Source organism: Methylophaga sp., from assembly GCF_048266885.1.
GTDB lineage: Bacteria > Pseudomonadota > Gammaproteobacteria > Nitrosococcales > Methylophagaceae > Methylophaga.
Genome location: NZ_JBLWYR010000020.1, coordinates 39,850 through 58,358, shown reverse-complemented (window position 1 = coordinate 58,358; position 18,509 = coordinate 39,850). Strand labels below are relative to the sequence as shown.

The window sequence follows — 18,509 nt, the reverse complement described above, 5'->3', positions numbered from 1 at the left end:
GGAAAACACCAAAGAACAAATTGAACAGCTGGCAGTCGTAATTGAAAAAGAGGCCAGTCGTTTTAACCATTTGATGAACAGGTAATAAAATGACAACAATTACATTGACACAATCAGCAGTAAAACGAGTACGTGACATGGTCGCTAAACGTGACAGTGGCATTGGTTTGCGTATTGGTGTAGTCAAAAGCGGTTGCTCTGGTTACAGCTATGCACTGGATTATGCCGATGCGGTGGCCGCAAACGATATGATAATCGAGCAAGACGATGTCAAAGTGGTCGTCGACAAAGACAACCTGCCGTTGTTGGAAGGCATGATCCTGGATTTTGTTAAGGAAGGCTTGAACCAAAGCTTTAAATTCATAAATCCGAATGTCACCTCTGAATGTGGCTGTGGTGAGAGCTTTAGCGTTACCAAATAAACTCGATTAACTTATACATAACTAACTGCCCGTCATTGAACGGGCAGTTTTGTTTTACCTGGCCTGTGAGCTGTGATTGAATCTCTTCCATGACTGAACTTAACAATCTGCAATTTGATGCTCAGCATCTCTGGCATCCCTACAGTAGCGTGCAACATCCACCGTTATTACATGAAGTGGTTTCAGCAAAAGGTGTGTATTTAACCCTGGCTGACGGGCGCGAAATCATTGATGGCATGTCGTCCTGGTGGTCCGCCATACATGGTTATGGACATCCTAGATTAAATGCCGCGGCAAAAGATCAACTCGATAAAATGTCTCACGTGATGTTTGGTGGATTAACTCATGATCCTGCCGTTAGTTTGGCGCGGCGATTAATCGATATCACCGATGATTCGCTGCAATATGTTTTTCTGGCAGATTCCGGCTCAGTTTCAGTTGAAGTTGCTATTAAAATGGCGATTCAATACTGGTTCGCCCAGGGCAAAGCTGACAAACAAAAACTACTGTCACTGAGAAGCGGCTATCACGGCGATACCTTCGGGGCGATGGCGGTTTGCGATCCCGTCAATGGCATGCATTCCCAATTTGCCAAAGTATTACCCCAACATCTATTTGCACCAGCACCAACCTGTTGTGATGATGCCGATTGGCAAGACAGTGATATCGCTGAAATGCGTGCATTGATTGAAGCAAACCATGAACAACTTGCAGCAGTGATTGTTGAGCCATTGGTGCAGGGCGCAGGTGGCATGCGGTTTTATTGTCCACAATATCTGCGTGAACTCCGGGCGTTATGTGACCAACATAATGTATTGCTGATATTCGATGAAATCGCTACCGGCTTTGGCCGAACTGGACACCTGTTTGCTTATGAAGCGGCTGGTGTTGTACCAGATATTTTATGCCTTGGTAAGGCCCTTACCGGAGGTTATATGACTCTGGCAGCTACTTTATGTCAAACCAAAGTGGCGCAAGGCATTTCTGCTGATGGACAGGGTGTGTTGATGCATGGCCCGACCTTTATGGGAAATCCACTGGCGTGCCGCGTAGCATGCGAGAGCATTGATGTATTGCTTGAATCTGATTGGCAAACACAGGTGTTGGCGATCGAAACTCAACTTGCTGATGAGCTGAAAGAATTGTCTTCTCACAGCTTAGTTAAGGATGTTCGAGTAAAAGGCGCGATTGGGGTCGTTGAACTGAACCAGCCTTTAGATAGTTTTATGCACTGGTTGCCTAAATTTATCGTTGAGCAAGGTGTTTGGATAAGACCCTTTCGTTCGATGATTTATGTAATGCCACCGTATATCATTAGCGCTGAACAATTAACTACGCTCACCACAGCGATTAAAGCCATCGTCAACAAGCTCGGTGAATCAGTAAAATCCTGAGTCCAATCAAGTTTATGCCTGATAGCATTCTGATTTTTGCGGCGTAGTATCACTCCACGTTATCCAGAAAAAAGGATAGCGTTAACCTTAAAATAGAATGGAGAAATGATCATGTGGACTAAACCAGAATATTCAGATATGCGTTTCGGTTTTGAAGTAACCATGTACATTTGCAACCGTTAATATCGGTTCAAAGGTACTTAAAAAGCCTCTGGAGTTTAGCTCCAGGGGCTTTTTTTATAACCGCAACTTTCAAATCGCCTATTCCGATTATATTAATAGAATTAAGTTGTTTGACCGTTGTATGTTCGGGCCATAGAATGGCCTCTGTCGCTTTTGACAACCAACAAGGAGTAGACCATGTCGACTTTGATTAATACTACCGTTAAACCGTTTAAAACCACTGCATTTCACAAAGGCGAATTCGTACCTGTTACTGATGCTGATCTGAAAGGTAAGTGGTCAGTTGTATTCTTTTACCCAGCCGACTTCACTTTTGTTTGTCCTACAGAGCTCGGCGATTTAGCTGATCATTACGCAAAACTGCAAGAAATGGGCGTTGAAGTTTATTCAGTATCTACTGATACCCACTTCACTCATAAAGCTTGGCATGATGCTTCTGAAACCATCAAAAAAATCAACTTCCCAATGCTTGCTGATGCGACAGGCACAATCAGCCGCAACTTTGAAGTGATGATTGAAGAAGAAGGTCTGGCGCTGCGTGGCACATTTGTTATCGATCCAGAAGGCGTGATCAAAGTATCTGAAGTTCACGATCTGGGTATCGGCCGTAGTGCAAAAGAACTGGTTCGTAAAATCCAAGCTGCTCAATATGTTGCTTCACATGATGGTGAAGTTTGCCCAGCTTCTTGGCAGCCAGGTGAAGAAACCTTGTCACCATCTCTGGATTTGGTTGGCAAAATCTAAAGAAAATCTGCAGCAAGTTTTCGTTTAATGAAATGAAAACTTCTCACGAAATTCTGGATCCATTGGATCTTGTGTGTCCGGGCCGACCGGTCCGGACAACACCCAAACATTTATAGAATTTTATTCAGGCAGGTGCCTTATGTTGGATGCAAACATTGCTGGACAATTAAAAACGTATTTGCAGAATCTGCAACGCCCGGTTGAGATCATTGCGTCACTTGATGATGGCAAAAAATCTCAGGAAATGCGTGAATTGCTGGTTGAAATTGCCGATATGTCTGACAAAGTCAGCTTTTCTGATGCCGATAATGATGCACGTAAACCATCATTTCGTATCAAACAGCCCGAAGGTCAGGAGCATATCCGTTTTGCCGGTATTCCGATGGGGCATGAGTTCACCTCACTGGTGTTAGCATTGCTTCACACCGGTGGGCATCCGATGAAGACCGAGCCTGAAGTGATTGAACAAATCAAACAACTCGAAGGCGAGTTTGTGTTTGAAACCTATATCTCACTGTCATGCCAGAATTGCCCTGAAGTGGTACAAGCGCTGAATCTGATGGCCGTATTGAACCCGAATATTCATCACACGATGATTGACGGTGCTTTATACCCTGAAGAAGTAGAAGCACGTCAAATTATGGCGGTACCGACTGTGTATCTGAACGGTGAAGTTTTCGGTCAAGGTCGCATGGGCCTGACTGAGATTATTGGCAAGCTTGATACAGGCTCGATTAAACGCGAAGCAGAAAAAATCAATCAGCGTGCTCCTTACGATGTATTGATTGTTGGTGGTGGTCCTGCTGGGGCTTCGGCATCGATTTATGCTTCTCGTAAAGGTATCCGCACTGGTATTGTCGCTGAACGTTTTGGTGGTCAGGTAATGGATACGCTGGCGATTGAAAACTTTATTTCAATCAAGGAAACTGAAGGTCCTAAGCTAGTGGCTGCACTTGAAGAACACGTCAAAGAATATGAAGTTGATGTGATGAAACTGCAGCGTGCCAACAAGCTACGTCAGCAGGGCAAAATGATTGAAGTGGAACTGGAAAGTGGCGCTAAGTTACTCAGTAAATCGATTATTATTGCCACCGGTGCTCGCTGGCGTGAGTTGGGTGTGCCCGGAGAAATTGAATACCGTGGTCATGGCGTAGCATACTGCCCACATTGTGATGGTCCGTTATTCAAAGGGAAACACGTTGCCGTCATTGGTGGTGGTAATTCTGGTGTCGAAGCTGCAATTGATTTGGCCGGTATTGTCGGACATGTGACCTTGCTGGAATATGCCGATGAGTTGAAAGCCGATGCCATATTACAGAAAAAATTGCACAGTCTGAGCAATGTCACAGTGATCATTGGTGCTCAAACCACGGAAGTTACCGGTGATGGCAAAAAGGTTAATGGTCTGAATTATAAAGACCGAGCCACCGAAGAACCACATCATGTTGAAGTGGCCGGTGTGTTTGTGCAGATTGGTTTGTTACCAAACACCGACTGGTTGAAAGACACCTTAACGTTGAGCAAGTATGGTGAGATTGAAATTGATTCTCATGGTGCGACCTCAATGGCAGGTGTTTTTGCCGCTGGGGATGTCACGACCATTCCTTACAAACAGATCATTATGGCAATGGGTGAGGGCGCCAGAGCAGCATTAGGTGCGTTTGATTACCTTATCCGTAATGAGTTTGATGATAAGGATAAAGCAGCTTAATCTTAGAAAGCGGAATTCATTCCGCCTCGTCAATCAGATCGCGCAGGTTTAATAACTTCATGCGAATGGCGAGGCGGGTGAGTTCAATATCTGAATTTACCTCAAGTTTGCGTTTAATAATGTAATGCGAGTTTGAGACCGTTTTTGGGCTGATATTCAAAATATCGGCTATCTGTTGATTGTTCTTGGCTTCTAACAATAATCGCAAAATCTCAAATTCCCTGACCGTCAAATCATCCAGCCTGGCTTTATCTTGTCCCAATTTCTCTAAAGCCAAAGCTTGGGCGATATCTGGACTCAAACTGAGTTTATTTTCATAAACCTGAAAAATCCCATGAATTAACAAGGTAGGATCACTACTTTTAGTGACATAGCCTAAAGCACCTGCGCGAATGGCTTGTAAAGCAAAGCTGGGATTTTGATGCATGCTGAACACCAGAATTCGTGCCTGAGCATCATATTGCCTGATGCGTGAAATGGCTTCCAAACCACTTTGGCCGGGCATAGAAATATCCATGATCACCACGTCCGGCTGAAAGGTTTTGTAATTCTGATAGGCTTCAGCGGCATCTCGCGCATCCGCAATCACCGTTAAATTAGGCTGTTTTTGTAATAATGAACGATAACCTTCACGTACGATGGCATGATCATCAACCAACAGGATTTTTATGTCTTTTTCAGTCATTTGGATTCTCTACGGAGACTTCAACTGGAGGGTTCACCGGTAAATCAATCAACAGTTTTAGACCGCCTTCATTATGGGTATCCATCGTAATTTTTCCGCCTAAAGCATTAACGCGTTCTGATATGCCTAATAAACCCACACCCATGTGCTGATTCAAGCTGTCGCGTTTGGCTTTGCCGTTATCCTCAACTGCTAGAATCAAGTGATCTACGTTGCTAAACATCAGTTTGATATTAGCCTCACTGGCATCTGCATGTTTAGCGATATTGGTCAGTGATTCCTGCACAATGCGATATAAATTGACCGGCAGTGGTTCGGGAAGTGCATCAACGCCTTCAGCTATTTGCAGATTGAATTGGGTTTCACCACCAGTGCGTTGATTCCAGCTTTTAATCAATTTTTCCAAACTACGCGTCAAGCCCAATTCATCGACATCAGCAGGACGCAAACGCGTTAATAAGCCCCGTAAGGCCGACATCATGTGTTCAGTAATATGACTAATGCCCTCAGTTTCACTGAGAATAGAAGGGCAATCTTTACGCGCTGTCTGGCTAATGGAGGTGGTCAACGCATTGATACCTGCCAAGCATTGACCAAACTCATCATGTAGTTCACGGCTGATATACCGATGCTCCTCTTCCTGGGCATTAATCAGTTTCAAGGCAAGTTGACGATTCTCGGCCATAATATGTTGTTGACTGGCGGCCAAAGCATTAATCGCCTCACTGGTTCTTCGCCATTCGCCGATATCAAAAGTTGGAATGCGGGTGTGCAAGTCGCCTTGGTGCATTTTTTCTAATCCCCGGACAATCAATTGTGCCGGGCGTAGTAGTTGGTGAATAGTCATAAATACCAATAATGCTACGGCGAAAATACTCACCGACAGGATGCCAAATACTGCCCGTAAATTACTCCAGGCTCGAGCAATCTCCGTTTCTACATTTAACGACACCAGGATGTTGCCATAAGTAATGGCATTAAATGAAAATCGGCGGCTGGCTTCATAATTTGGCTGAAATAGCTTTTGATAAATCTCACCAAACCAATGTGGCCAGCGTGTTTCATCATGAATCACTTCATTACATAAACTACGGCGTCGACTTTCGGTGCGAGACAAAAACTGTACACAGGAGCCTGGCACGCCGTTGAGTTGTTGTAGGATATCGGTATCCGGAAAGGCAACAGAATAATCATAGCGAGAAAACATTTTCAGCAATTGTTGAGTCAATTGCTTTTCAATACGCTGCGCGGTTAAATCAGCTTCCAACTTGGCTTGTTTATCGGTCTGATATAAAACATAACCGGCACTCCCCAGCAAACAGATAAAACCTATCAACATGATTCTAAAGAAAAGCTGCAGTCTGAGATTCATGGTTTATCCGTGTATACAATGAGCACAGTCTAGGCGTAGATTTATGCTCTGCAAAGCATACTAACCACACACGGGAAATTTGCCCGATGTCCATGGGCAAATATCTGATGTGCTGATTTGGCTTTCACGGTTTAATAAGTGACATAAAAAGCTATTTTATTGCTAGGTTGAGATGCTTGATCTAAGTTCATAGGGTCTGTTCGGTTTCATATCACTCGTTTAGATGATAGATTCCTGCAGTAACCAAATGTATAAACCTGTGTGGCCAATGATGAGTTCCCGGTCAAATTCACTATACTGGGATATTAGCGCTTTTGCTTAGAGTTTATCGCAGAGGCACTTGAAGAAGCTTCAGCTAAAAAGTAACAAAATGACTTATTGTTAGTTTCGAGAATCAGTAAGTCTTTATAAAAAATATTACCTAATAAAAGGGGAGAGAGAATGTCGGATAAGCAGCAACTGAATACTGCTCGTGAACACGCTTTGGCACTAGAAAAAGTTGTCAATGATGTGGTGATTGGTCAACATCAGGCCATCCGCTTGATTTTGATTGCCTTACACGCCCGTGGTCACGTTTTACTTGAAGGTGGTGTCGGGGTGGGTAAAACCACTTTGCTGCGTGCTTTTTCCAAAGCCTTGGGCGGTGCTTTTGGTCGTATCGAAGGCAGTGTCGACTTAATGCCTAATGATCTGCTTTACAGTGCCTGGGTTAATGCTGATGGTAAGCCGGTAATTGAACCCGGCCCACTGATTGCTAAAGGTGAAGAAACCGCGGTGTTTTTCTTTAACGAAATCAACCGTGCGCGTCCGCAAGTTCAATCTTTACTATTAAGAGCAATGGCTGAACGCAGCGCCGAAGCATTCGGTAAAGAATATCGTTTCCCACATATGATCGTGTTTGCTGATCGCAATGCTGTCGAAAAAGAAGAAACCTTTGAGCTCAGTGCTGCAGCGCGAGATCGCTTTTTGTTTGAGATTAATATCAGCCGTCCGCTGGAAGATGAATCACGCCGTAAATTGATTTTTGATCCAGCTTTCCATGATGTGGATGCTTTGCTCAGTTCAATCGGCGCACCTTTATTGAATTATCGTGATCTCAATGAATTGGATCGTGATATTCAAAACAGTGTGTTTGTCTCACCAGAAATTGAAAACTATGTCGTGCGTTTGTGGGATGCGAGTTGGGAACCACACAAACTCGGTATTACTCTGCCCGATGTGTATGTTGAAGATCTGGTTGTGGCTGGAGCCAGTGTTCGTGGTATGTCAGCGATGGTGCGTGCTGCCAAAGTATGTGCCTGGCTGGAAGGCCGTGATCATGTTCTGCCCGATGATATTCATTTTGTATTATTGCCATCACTCACGCATCGCGTGTTCTTGTCACCGGTCTATGATGGCCGCCGTGAACAGTTGATGCCGCAATTTATTCAGGCGTTACGCGATCATATAGCTACACCGTAAGTAGGCAACCTCATGAAGCCTATTCAACCTCAGGAGTTTAGCTATCGCTTTCCGGATAAGGTGTTTGGTCATGTGCCCGGCGCACATAGCGGAACAGCTTTGGGCAGCGGTGATCGTTTTGCCGGTTTTGCTGATTTATTTGATTATCCAGATCCTCGGCGTCTGGATGTACGAGCCAGTTTACGGACCAACATTGCGGATTCAGCGTTAGGGAATCAGGAGCGCTGGTTGGTTCGTCGTTATCAACAACGTTCATCCATCACCTTATGGCTGCTGTCGGATCTAAGTCGTTCCATGTCTGTTTCCAGCGTTAGTAACGAGCGCGTTGCGAAGTTGGCACATATGATTGCTCATAGCTCTATCCGCTTTGGTGACCGATTTGCTATGGCAGGATTTGATGCCATTTGGCGTAAAGACGTCTCAGTAATGCCCACCAGACAACGCAGCATGCCTGCGGTTGCTGCAGAAAAAATCATTAACGCAGCTCCGCCAACAGCACCGGGCGCAGAAGGTTTGTTTGATGCAGCAGATTTAATCAGCAGTAAACGAGCCATCGTGTTTCTGGCGTCAGATTTCTGTTGTGATATCGATTTGGTAGATCGAACCTTACGCAAACTGGCGCATTACACAGTCGTGCCTATTGTTTGGCAGCATGACGAAGTGGATCATTTGCCTTCACATGCAGGTTGGACAGAAACGCGAGATTCCGAAACTGGCAAGCGTCATAGTGTTTGGATTCGTCCCGGCATCAAAAAACGTTGGCAACAGCAATTGGATGATCATTTTGAGAAACTGACGGCGTGTTTTATGCGCTATCGCGTCAAGCCGCTTTTTGTCTCTGGAGAAGTGACACCGCAACAGCTGACCCAGTATTTCTCCGCCATGAAAAAATCATAGGAATGCACACAATGCGTCGTTTGATCTTTGTTATCAGCTTTATAGTTAGTAGCCAGCTTATGGCACAAGACGTGACCATCAATCTGGATCGCAGTTGGGGTCTCTTAATTGGCGATAAAGTGACTGCCAGTATAGTTCTACCGGTAAGTGTCAGTGATCTTGACGAAGATTCTCTGCCACAAATGAATAAACGTCATGGGCCATGGCTGAATCTGCAGGAAATTTCCAGTAACGCCAATTTGCTGGAGTTACATTATCAACTCATCAATGTACCTATCGAAACGCGCCAACTCGAAACACCGACCTATACGCTAAGAACCAAAGCAGGTGATTTGTTAGAAGTGCCTTCAACCGTTTTTTCGGCAGGTTCATTTTTAACTAAGACAGATGAAGCTGATACTGAAATCAGTTTACGGGGTGATCAACGTTTATTACCTGCAGATTTTGGACTGCTACAAAAACGGCTAACTTATGCCTGTGTAATTGCGCTGCTTGCCGCACTGATATTTTTTGTCTGGCATATCGGCCTGCGTCCAGGCAAACGTTTACCTTTTGCCAAAGCCGTATTTGCTATGAATAAATTACGCTGGTTTGGACACAAAGATGTGGATTCTGCCACGCGGGTTATGCATCACGCATTTAATGAAAGTGCCGGTACAGTGGTTATTTATAGTCAGTTACAACAATTATGGGATGCTTGCCCTTGGTTAGCTGATTTACAACCTGAAATTACGCAGTTTTACCAACAGTCAGCATCACATTATTTCAGCCGAAATCCTCAGCAAAATGCAGATTTTGACAGTTTAATTAAACTGGCGCGTGCCTGCCGTGCGAGGGAGAAAATGGCATGATGCTATTTGGCCTGGAGTGGGCTTTCCCCTTGGTTCTGTTTTTGTTGCCAGTGGCATTATTGCCATGGTTTAACAATAACTTAGACAAGACAGTCGCTTGGACAGCACTGGTGCCACACGACCCGTTATCCAGAACTATCAGTTTGGCGTTAAAGGTTTTGGCGTCGGTAGCCATTGCGGGCTTATTACTTGCTGTAGCCAGTCCTGCTATACCGGAGCGTACGGTTGAACGCTTTGGTGAAGGTGCAGAGATTGTTTTGCTGCTAGATCGCAGTCGCAGTATGGATGATGCGTTTGCCGTAACTACACAGGCAGCGAATTATTCAGTTGCCGGTGATAACTCCAAACGCCGCGTCGCCAGAACCTATCTGACCGAATTTGTAAAAAAACGTCCAGACGATCGTTTTGGCTTTGTATTTTTCAGTACTAACTCGATCAATCTGTTGCCGCTGACCTACAGCAAGGATGCCATTCTTAATACAATTGAAGCTAATTCGTTAGGCAAGGGCTTATCCGATACCAACCTGGCAGATGCATTGATGAATTCAGCATTAATGTTTGAGGATCAGCCTTATCGTGGTTCACGAATTGTTTTGTTGGTCTCTGATGGTGGTCAGCTGATGACCGATCAGGCAATGGAATTAATCACCCAACGTTATAAAGAAATGAATTTAAGTATTTACTGGATTTACCTCAAGTCCAGACAGGAAATGACGTTGGAACCCTCAGAGAATGACAATATTTTGTATACCGATATACCTGAACGAAAAGTTCACGAGTTTTTTAAAACTATCGGCGTTCCATATCGGGCATTTGAAGCTGGCTCATTGGATGAGTTTGCTAAAGCGATGGATGAAATTGATGAGCAACAGTATCAGACGCTGATTGTTGAAGAGTTGGTGCCTCACGAGCCTAAATCCGATTGGTTCTTATGGTTAGCCTTGCTCGCCATGTTGCCTTTGGCAAGTTCACATCTATACAGTTATTGGGGAGTTCGAAAAGCACATGAGTAATACATTAAAACTTTTACGCTTGGCTTTGCTGGCGGTTCTCACAATCAGTGTGATCGTGATATTGCTGACCAGCTGGGAATTATGGCGTCAAAATAAAATTGAAGATTTTGTGAATGCACCGCAACAATATGAGACGGTTCCAGATCATCCACGGGCGCATTTTGCTCAAGGTGCTTATTTGGTGAGTCAGGATGAAACTGATGCTGCGTTGGAACAATACACTTTAGTACTGGGTAGCGAAGAGGGCGAATGGTTGCCAGCAGCTTATTTTAATCGCGGCAATATTAACTTGCGTGAAGCGATGGAAATGGAAGGTAGCGATCCCCGGATGATTCCATTAGTCGAGCTAGCCAAACAAGATTATCGCAGCGCCATCAAACAACAACCAGCGTTTTGGGATGCGCGGTTTAATCTTGAAGTCGCTTTACGGTTAGTGCCGGAAGATCCTGAAATGGATGGAAATTTTAAAAAGCAGGAAATTTACAGCGAACGCAGCATCGAAACCAAAGCCTTTAAGGTTGACCTGCCATGAGTTTGAGTTATCCCAAACGCATATTTTTAACGGCGCTGGTCATGTTGATTGGGCTGTTGATGATAATGGCGGCTTTGTGGCTGCCGCCAGTTGACCGCGAAGTCGAGGTGATGGACAGCTTATTTGTTATTGATATTACCGACAGCATGAATGTTGAAGACGTTAAATTTGGTAACGAAAATATTAATCGACTGGATTGGGCCAAAGAATATACTCGTCAAGCGATTCTTAGCATGCCGTGTGGTTCCCATGCAGGGTTGGCGATATTCAGTGAGGCGCGCAGCTTGATATTAATGACTCCGGTCGAGGTGTGTGCAAATTATCACGATTTGATGCAGATGCTGTCCCAGTTCAAACCCACGATGGCTTGGGCGCGCTCTAGTGAAATGTCTAAAGCGCTTTACACCGCTATTCGCCAAGCTAAAGAAATCACCCCACAACCCACAGTCGTGTTTTTAACGGATGGCCATGAAGCGCCACCAGTGCATGAAACCTTATTCCCTAAATTCACTGATACGCCAGGTGAAGTCCCGGGAATTATTGTTGGTATTGGTGGCAGTGATCTGGTGCCGATTCCCAAAACCAATGAATTTGGTGAAATTGACGGCTATTGGGGCATTAACGAAGTTATGCACCGCGATGTATACGCCTCAAGTCGAGGTGATGCAGCGGAGTTAAATGAAAATCGTCCACGTACTGAGCATTTGTCTTCACAAAAGAAATCGCATATGGAAACGGTGTCGAAACGAGTCGGTTTTGAATTTATCTCATCACCAACATCTGCACAAAACCTGATTAAAGAGATGCAAGAAATTTCGCTGACGCGTCAGGAGCCAGTGAAATATGATTTATTTGTCTGGCTGGCATCAATAGCTTTGATTTTGCTGGTTCTGGTATTTTTACCATACAGTTTGTTTACTAAGCAGCATGATTAATATGCTTTTTAGAATTTGATGATGAAATGGATTTGTCGACATGACACCTCTCTGAATTAGGATGGGTAAAGATATAGTATGAGTTGGTCTAACCCATATCTGCTTTATCTGCTGCCGCTTGCCGTATTACCTTGGCTGAGTCGCAATACCGAAAAACAAATCGTTTGGCAGGCATTGTTACCTAAAGATCGTGCTTCTGCTGTTATTGGTTTTACTCTACATTTGTTAGCTTCTGTGACATTAGCTGCACTCATTATGGCTCTGGCCGGACCACATATTCCTGAACATACTGTGCAGCGCAGTGGCCAGGGTGCAGAGGTTATTATTCTGCTGGATCGCAGTCGTAGCATGGATCAGCCTTTTGCTCGACAACACCGTTTTCGACTGTCTACCAAAATGAACTTTAAAGAAAGTAAGCGCAGTGTAGCCCGCTATTATTTAAGTGAATTTGTAAACAGTCGGCCCGATGATCGGTTTGGTTATGTTCTCTTCAGTGAACAAGCTACGGCTATTTTACCGTTGACTTATAGCAAAGAAACCACTTTGGCGACGATTGAAGCTGGAGGTCTGGGACGGGGATTAACCAAAACGGATATTGCTGTGGCTTTAAAACAAGCCGGAAAAATGTTTGATGGTGAAACCTATCGCGGAGCTCGAATTGTGTTGCTGATATCCGATGGAGGACAGATTTTATCCACGGAGCAAGAACAAAGAATAAACCAGCTATTGCGAGACAATAATCTGAGTCTGTATTGGATCTATTTGCGTTCAGTAAGTGGCATGACACTCGATGAAATGCCAGGTGAAAGTGTATTGTGGCAAGGCGCACCTGAAAGGCAGTTACATAATTTTTTTAAACAATTGGATGTACCATACCGTGCTTTTGAAGCGGGGTCGCTGGAAGAGTTTTCTGAGGCGATGGCAACGATAGATCAGCAACATTATCAGACGTTGATGTTGGAGCAACGTATGCCACGACAATCGCTGGCGGATTATTTCCTGTGGCCTGCCTTGTTCAGTCTGTTGCTACTGACAGCATCGCAGATATACACTTGTTTTGGTGTATCGGGTGCATATCGTTCAGCACGCCATTGATATTTATTTCTAACCAGGCTGAAATTTAATCCAACCATGCCAAATCGTTTCCTTGATATTTCTCTGTCCCTACAACTTTGTCAGCTTAGGCGGGATGACGAGGTGTTGTTTTCTGCTCCGGTTTCAACGGCATTAAATGGTCCCGGTGAAGTGGAGAATTCGGGGTGTACCCCAAGAGGCTGGCATACTATTCGAGCTTGTATCGGCGAAGGCCAACCAGTTGATACCGTGTTTCGTGGCAGAAGACCCACTGGAGAAATCTACACTACCGAACTGGCCGAACAGTTTCCGGATAAAGACTGGATTTTAACCCGGATCCTCTGGTTAAGTGGCGTTGAACCCGGCAAGAATCGACTGGGAAATGTTGATACAATGCGTCGCTATATTTACATACATGGCACACCGGATAGCGAGCCCATGGGCATCGCCAAATCTCACGGTTGTATCCGCATGCATAATCAGGATTTGCTGGCATTGTTTGAACTGGTCAAACCGGGCCTGAAAGTCTTTATTCACGAATAAGGTATTTACATGACATTAGGCCCGTTAATGGTCGATCTGGCTGGCTTGACAATCAGCGAGAAAGAAAGAGAAATTCTCCAACATCCATTAGTAGGTGGCGTCATCCTGTTCAGTCGTAACTATGAATCTCCCGAGCAAATTGCTGCACTGACAACAGAAATTCACGCGCTGAGACAACCGCATCTGATTATTTCTGTCGATCACGAAGGTGGCCGAGTTCAACGTTTTCGTGAAGGCTTTAGCCGACTTCCGCCCGTTGGCACGCTGGGACAGCATTACATGCAACACCCACAGCAAACGCTTAAGCAAGCAGAAGTGACGGGCTGGTTAATGGCCGCAGAGTTACGGGCTGTCGGCGTGGATTTCAGTTTTGCACCGGTTCTGGATCTGGATTACGGCATCAGCGAAGTGATTGGTGATCGTGCATTTCATCGTGATCCGCAAGCGGTTACCAAACTGGCTGCCGCATATATCAGCGGTATGAAGCAGGCTTCAATGGCGGCAGTCGGCAAACATTTTCCCGGTCATGGCGCCGTGGAAGTTGATTCCCATCTGGGGTTGCCAGTTGATAAACGACATCTGGAAGATATGTGGCAGGCCGATATGCTGCCGTTTAGACAACTCTGCTCACATACCCTGGCTGGCATCATGCCGGCACATATTGTTTATGAAAAATGCGACAGTCTGCCAGCTGGCTTTTCGCCGTATTGGATTCAGGAAGTTTTGCGTAAACGGATGGGCTTTCAGGGCGCAGTCATCAGTGATGATCTGAGTATGGCAGGTGCTGCCATTATGGGGGATAGTACAGCTCGTGCCGAAGCGGCTTTGGCTGCAGGTTGTGATTTGTTACTGCTTTGTAATAATCCGGCTGAGGTCGAAAGTGTGCTGGATAATCTGAAATGTGAAGCCGATCCGCTAAGACATATGCGTCTGGTGCGACTGCATGGTCGTCACCCGATTGATCGAGACACGCTGATGGCCAGCGAGCAATGGAAACAGGCGGTTTATACCGTTGCCAACTATGCGCCTGATACCGATCGGCAACTGGATCTTGCCTGATCATATATCGGTAGATCAGTCTGATACTGTCAGCTGGCAGTGTTATCATTTTGCTTTGAATTAAATAACTGTCTAATGACCTCGCAATTCGTACATCTTCATTTACACACTGATTATTCTCTGGTTGACGGACTGGTTCGTATTAAACCACTTGTCAAGGCTGCTGCTGCCTCCGGCATGCCGGCGATTGCCATTACTGATCAACATAATCTGTTTGCTGCCGTCAAACTCTACAGCGCGGCAATGCAGGCAGGGGTCAAACCGATTCTAGGCGCCGATATCCGGCTGCGAGATAGTAGTGACAGTAAAAAAAGTCTGCGAATGGTGTTGCTGTGCAGCACAATGGAGGGCTATCACAACCTGTCACGATTAATTTCCAAAGCCTATACCGAAGGGCAGCATCTGGGAGTACCAATGCTGGAACCCGAGTGGTTGGATGGGCAAACCGACGGGTTGATTTGTTTAAGTGGCGGGCGTGAAGGTTTGTTAGGTCGTGATCTGCTCGGCGGTCGCCAAGCAGAAGCTGAACAACTTGCCAGACATTGGATGCAGTTGTTTCCCAATCGTTTTTATCTTGAGCTGATTCGCACCGGCCGCGAAGATGAAGAACGTTATATTCAACAGGCATTACAACTGGCTAGTGAACTCGATCTGCCAGTTGTTGCCACCAATGATGTGCGGTTTTTAACACCAGATCAATTTGAAGCCCATGAAGCCAAAGTTTGCATTAACGAAGGCCGATTACTTGACGATCCACGTCGTCCACGAATGTATTCTGAACAGCAATATCTGCGTAGCCCGGAAGAAATGGTGCGTTTGTTTGCCGATATTCCCGAAGCCATCAGCAACACAGTTGAAATCGCTAAACGTTGTAATGTTCCATTAACGCTGGGCGAACATTACTTGCCGGATTTCCCGGTGCCAGATGGCATGACGCTGGCGCAGTTCTTCTCCAAAGAATCGTTTGACGGACTAGCTGAAAGATTGCCGGTGTTGTTTCCGGATGAAACCATCCGTGAACAAAAACGTGCCGAATATGAGTCGCGATTGCAGATTGAGCTCGACGTTATTAATGAAATGGGCTTTCCCGGCTACTTTTTAATCGTTGCCGACTTTATTCGCTGGGCTAAAAATAATGGGGTTCCGGTTGGGCCAGGACGGGGTTCCGGTGCTGGTTCTCTAGTCGCCTATGCCTTAAAAATTACCGATATTGATCCGTTGCAATACGATCTGCTGTTTGAACGATTCCTAAATCCGGAACGGGTATCGTTACCTGACTTTGACGTCGACTTCTGTATGGATGGTCGGGACCGGGTTATCGATTATGTATCTCGGCATTATGGTCGGGATCATGTCTCGCAAATCATTACCTTCGGTACCATGGCCGCCAAAGCGGTATTGCGTGATGTAGGTCGTGTGTTAGGTCATCCTTATGGCATGGTCGATCAGCTGGCTAAACTGGTGCCATTTGAATTAAAAATGACCCTGAGCAAGGCGCTGGAGCAAGAACCACAGCTTAAAGAGCGTTATGACAAGGAAGAAGATGTTCATACGTTGATTGATTTGGCTTTGCAGCTGGAAGGTTTGACCCGTAACGTCGGTAAACATGCCGGTGGTGTGGTTATCGCGCCCAAAAAACTGACTGATTACACACCGTTATATTGTGAACAGAATGGTGCCGGGTTGGTATCGCAATATGATAAAGACGACGTTGAAAGTGTTGGCCTAGTTAAATTCGACTTTTTAGGCCTGAAAACCCTGACTGTTATCGATTGGGCAGTTAAAAATGTTAAGGCGATGTTGCCGGCTGACGAAGCTGACAAGATTGATATCACCCTGCTGCCGCTGGATGACAAGCCCAGTTACGATTTGTTGAAACGGTGTGAAACCACGGCGGTATTCCAGCTGGAATCGCGTGGTATGAAAGAGCTTATCAAACGACTGCAACCAGATAACTTTGAAGACATTATCGCTTTGGTGGCGCTGTTCCGACCAGGGCCGTTGCAATCGGGCATGGTTGATGACTTTGTTAATCGTAAGCATGGTCGTGCCAAAGTCGATTATCCGCATCCGGATCTCGAACCCGTTCTGAAACCTACCTATGGGGTTATCGTTTATCAGGAACAGGTAATGCAAATCGCGCAGATCCTGGCCGGATACAGTCTGGGTGGCGCCGATATGTTGCGTCGAGCGATGGGTAAGAAAAAGCCAGAGGAAATGGCTAAGCAACGGCAAATCTTCCTCGAGGGCGCAAAAAATCGCGGCATTGAAGAAAATACCGCCGGACCGATTTTCGACTTGATGGAAAAATTTGCTGAGTACGGTTTTAACAAATCGCATTCAGCTGCTTATGCATTAGTTGCCTATCAAACGGCCTGGCTGAAAGCGCATTATCCGGCAGCATTTATGGCAGCAGTATTGTCAGCGGATATGGACAACACCGACAAAGTTGTCGGCCTGATTGATGAATGTCGAGATATGAATCTGACGGTATTACCGCCGGATGTGAATTTCAGCAAAATCCAGTTTACCGTTGAAAATGAAACCACCATCCGTTACGGCATGGGGGCGATTAAAGGCGTGGGTGAATCAGCCTTGGCCGGAATCGTGTCAGAACGTGAGCAGGGTGAAGCCTTTACCTCCTTATTTGATTTTTGCCGCCGAGTTGAGCTGAAAAAAATCAATCGCCGAGTGATGGAGTCTTTAGTTAAAGCGGGTGCATTCGATTCTTTAGGTGGGCACCGCGCCAGTCTGGAAGCCAGCCTCAGTCGGGCAATGCAAATCGCAGAGCAACATCGCCGTGATGCTGACAGTGGTCAGAATGATTTATTTGGTTTGGCTGAGCCATCTCATGCCGATCAACCACAAACAGATTTGCTGGAAGAGGTTCCTGAGTGGCAGGAAGAGCAGTTACTTCGAGCCGAGAAAGAGACATTAGGACTTTATTTAAGTGGCCGCCCGATTGATCGGTACGCCGAAGAATTAGCCCAATTTATTCCTAAAAAGATCAGTGAGTTGGATGCGCCTGAATCCAAAGGCTATCAGCGTAATGAGGTGCCATTATTGACCGCCGGTTTGATCGTGGCGATTCGAACGATGAAATCCAAAAATGGCAGTCGTATGGCATTTATTACTTTAGATGATCAGACAGCCCGTTTAGAAGTACGTGTATTTGGCGATATCTATGAACAATATCAGAGCGTTATACAGCCAGATAAATTGGTGGTGATCCAGGGCAAGATTGGTCAGGATAATTTTAGCGGTGGTCTCGCTGGTACAGCAGAGTCGGTTTATGATTTACAAAAAGCACGTGAATTATTTGGTAAGTCAGTGCAATTATCTGTGAAGCAATATGGTGAGGACGCACAATGGATCTCGCAGATGCAAGCCGTGATGACACCGTTTTGTGGCGGTGTGATACCGGTAGAACTCAAATATGCTAATCAGGATGCTGAAGTAGTGATTCGGCTAGGACATGATTGGCAAATCACGCCATCAGATACCTTGTTGAAAGAGCTGGCGGATCTGCCCGGTAGTGAAACTGTGACGATGCGCTATTAAGCAATGAAATCGGCTTTGTGCTCTGAAAGCTATCGTGTACGATTACTGCAACTTAAATGCTTATTCTTCAAA

17 protein-coding genes are annotated in these 18,509 nt (G+C 45.5%); 15 read left to right on the top strand and 2 right to left on the bottom strand.

What is annotated here, in order from left to right:
* Positions 1-89: 89 nt before the first annotated feature.
* From ACN0V2_RS10735 to ahpF, 5 genes are all read left to right on the top strand, one after another.
* On the top strand, positions 90-422 hold the full coding sequence (locus ACN0V2_RS10735; protein ID WP_417550810.1) for a HesB/IscA family protein: 333 nt from the start codon (positions 90-92) through the stop codon (positions 420-422).
* A gap of 89 nt (positions 423-511) precedes the next feature.
* The gene (gene bioA / locus ACN0V2_RS10730; RefSeq protein WP_417550809.1) at positions 512-1,816 is read left to right on the top strand and encodes an adenosylmethionine--8-amino-7-oxononanoate transaminase; all 1,305 of its coding nucleotides are present in this window, start codon (positions 512-514) and stop codon (positions 1,814-1,816) included.
* Positions 1,817-1,927: 111 nt separating this feature from the next.
* Entirely contained in the window at positions 1,928-1,999 is a 72-nt protein-coding gene (gene pqqA, locus ACN0V2_RS10725; RefSeq protein WP_081443609.1) for a pyrroloquinoline quinone precursor peptide PqqA, read from the top strand.
* 177 nt (positions 2,000-2,176) lie between these two features.
* The gene (gene ahpC, locus ACN0V2_RS10720) at positions 2,177-2,743 is read left to right on the top strand and encodes an alkyl hydroperoxide reductase subunit C (protein ID WP_417550808.1); all 567 of its coding nucleotides are present in this window, start codon (positions 2,177-2,179) and stop codon (positions 2,741-2,743) included.
* Positions 2,744-2,882: 139 nt separating this feature from the next.
* Positions 2,883-4,454, top strand: coding sequence for an alkyl hydroperoxide reductase subunit F (gene ahpF / locus ACN0V2_RS10715; RefSeq protein WP_417550807.1), 1,572 nt, complete (start codon positions 2,883-2,885; stop codon positions 4,452-4,454).
* Between the two features lie 16 nt (positions 4,455-4,470).
* Here the strand turns inward: ahpF and ACN0V2_RS10710 are convergent, their stop codons facing one another.
* Positions 4,471-5,139, bottom strand: coding sequence for a response regulator (locus ACN0V2_RS10710; RefSeq protein ID WP_417550806.1), 669 nt, complete (start codon positions 5,137-5,139; stop codon positions 4,471-4,473).
* Positions 5,132-6,511, bottom strand: coding sequence for a histidine kinase (locus ACN0V2_RS10705; protein WP_417550805.1), 1,380 nt, complete (start codon positions 6,509-6,511; stop codon positions 5,132-5,134). Before ACN0V2_RS10705 ends, ACN0V2_RS10710 begins: the two co-directional genes overlap by 8 nt.
* 441 nt (positions 6,512-6,952) lie before the next feature.
* Between ACN0V2_RS10705 and ACN0V2_RS10700 the strand changes: the two genes are divergently transcribed.
* The 10 genes from ACN0V2_RS10700 to dnaE all read left to right on the top strand — a co-directional run bounded on the left by ACN0V2_RS10700 (position 6,953) and on the right by dnaE (position 18,437).
* Complete coding sequence (locus tag ACN0V2_RS10700) at positions 6,953-7,972, top strand: AAA family ATPase (protein ID WP_069296351.1); 1,020 nt, start codon at positions 6,953-6,955, stop codon at positions 7,970-7,972.
* A gap of 12 nt (positions 7,973-7,984) precedes the next feature.
* Positions 7,985-8,869 (top strand): MxaS protein, encoded by an 885-nt coding sequence (locus tag ACN0V2_RS10695; RefSeq protein WP_417550804.1) that lies wholly within the window; start codon positions 7,985-7,987, stop codon positions 8,867-8,869.
* An 11-nt stretch (positions 8,870-8,880) separates the two neighbouring features.
* Positions 8,881-9,720 (top strand): hypothetical protein, encoded by an 840-nt coding sequence (locus tag ACN0V2_RS10690; RefSeq protein WP_417550803.1) that lies wholly within the window; start codon positions 8,881-8,883, stop codon positions 9,718-9,720.
* The gene (locus ACN0V2_RS10685) at positions 9,717-10,733 is read left to right on the top strand and encodes a VWA domain-containing protein (RefSeq protein WP_417550802.1); all 1,017 of its coding nucleotides are present in this window, start codon (positions 9,717-9,719) and stop codon (positions 10,731-10,733) included. Before ACN0V2_RS10690 ends, ACN0V2_RS10685 begins: the two co-directional genes overlap by 4 nt.
* On the top strand, positions 10,726-11,265 hold the full coding sequence (locus tag ACN0V2_RS10680; protein ID WP_417550801.1) for an MxaK protein: 540 nt from the start codon (positions 10,726-10,728) through the stop codon (positions 11,263-11,265). Before ACN0V2_RS10685 ends, ACN0V2_RS10680 begins: the two co-directional genes overlap by 8 nt.
* Positions 11,262-12,200, top strand: coding sequence for a VWA domain-containing protein (locus ACN0V2_RS10675; RefSeq protein WP_417550800.1), 939 nt, complete (start codon positions 11,262-11,264; stop codon positions 12,198-12,200). The genes ACN0V2_RS10680 and ACN0V2_RS10675 overlap by 4 nt, the downstream gene beginning before the upstream one ends.
* Positions 12,201-12,278: 78 nt before the next feature.
* A complete protein-coding gene (locus ACN0V2_RS10670) occupies positions 12,279-13,295 on the top strand; it encodes a vWA domain-containing protein (RefSeq protein ID WP_417550799.1) in 1,017 nt (338 codons plus the stop codon).
* Between the two features lie 36 nt (positions 13,296-13,331).
* The gene (locus ACN0V2_RS10665) at positions 13,332-13,817 is read left to right on the top strand and encodes a L,D-transpeptidase family protein (RefSeq protein ID WP_417550798.1); all 486 of its coding nucleotides are present in this window, start codon (positions 13,332-13,334) and stop codon (positions 13,815-13,817) included.
* A gap of 9 nt (positions 13,818-13,826) precedes the next feature.
* The gene (nagZ, locus tag ACN0V2_RS10660) at positions 13,827-14,876 is read left to right on the top strand and encodes a beta-N-acetylhexosaminidase (protein ID WP_417550797.1); all 1,050 of its coding nucleotides are present in this window, start codon (positions 13,827-13,829) and stop codon (positions 14,874-14,876) included.
* Positions 14,877-14,951: 75 nt separating this feature from the next.
* On the top strand, positions 14,952-18,437 hold the full coding sequence (gene dnaE / locus ACN0V2_RS10655; RefSeq protein ID WP_417550796.1) for a DNA polymerase III subunit alpha: 3,486 nt from the start codon (positions 14,952-14,954) through the stop codon (positions 18,435-18,437).
* The last annotated feature ends 72 nt before the right edge of the window (positions 18,438-18,509 follow it).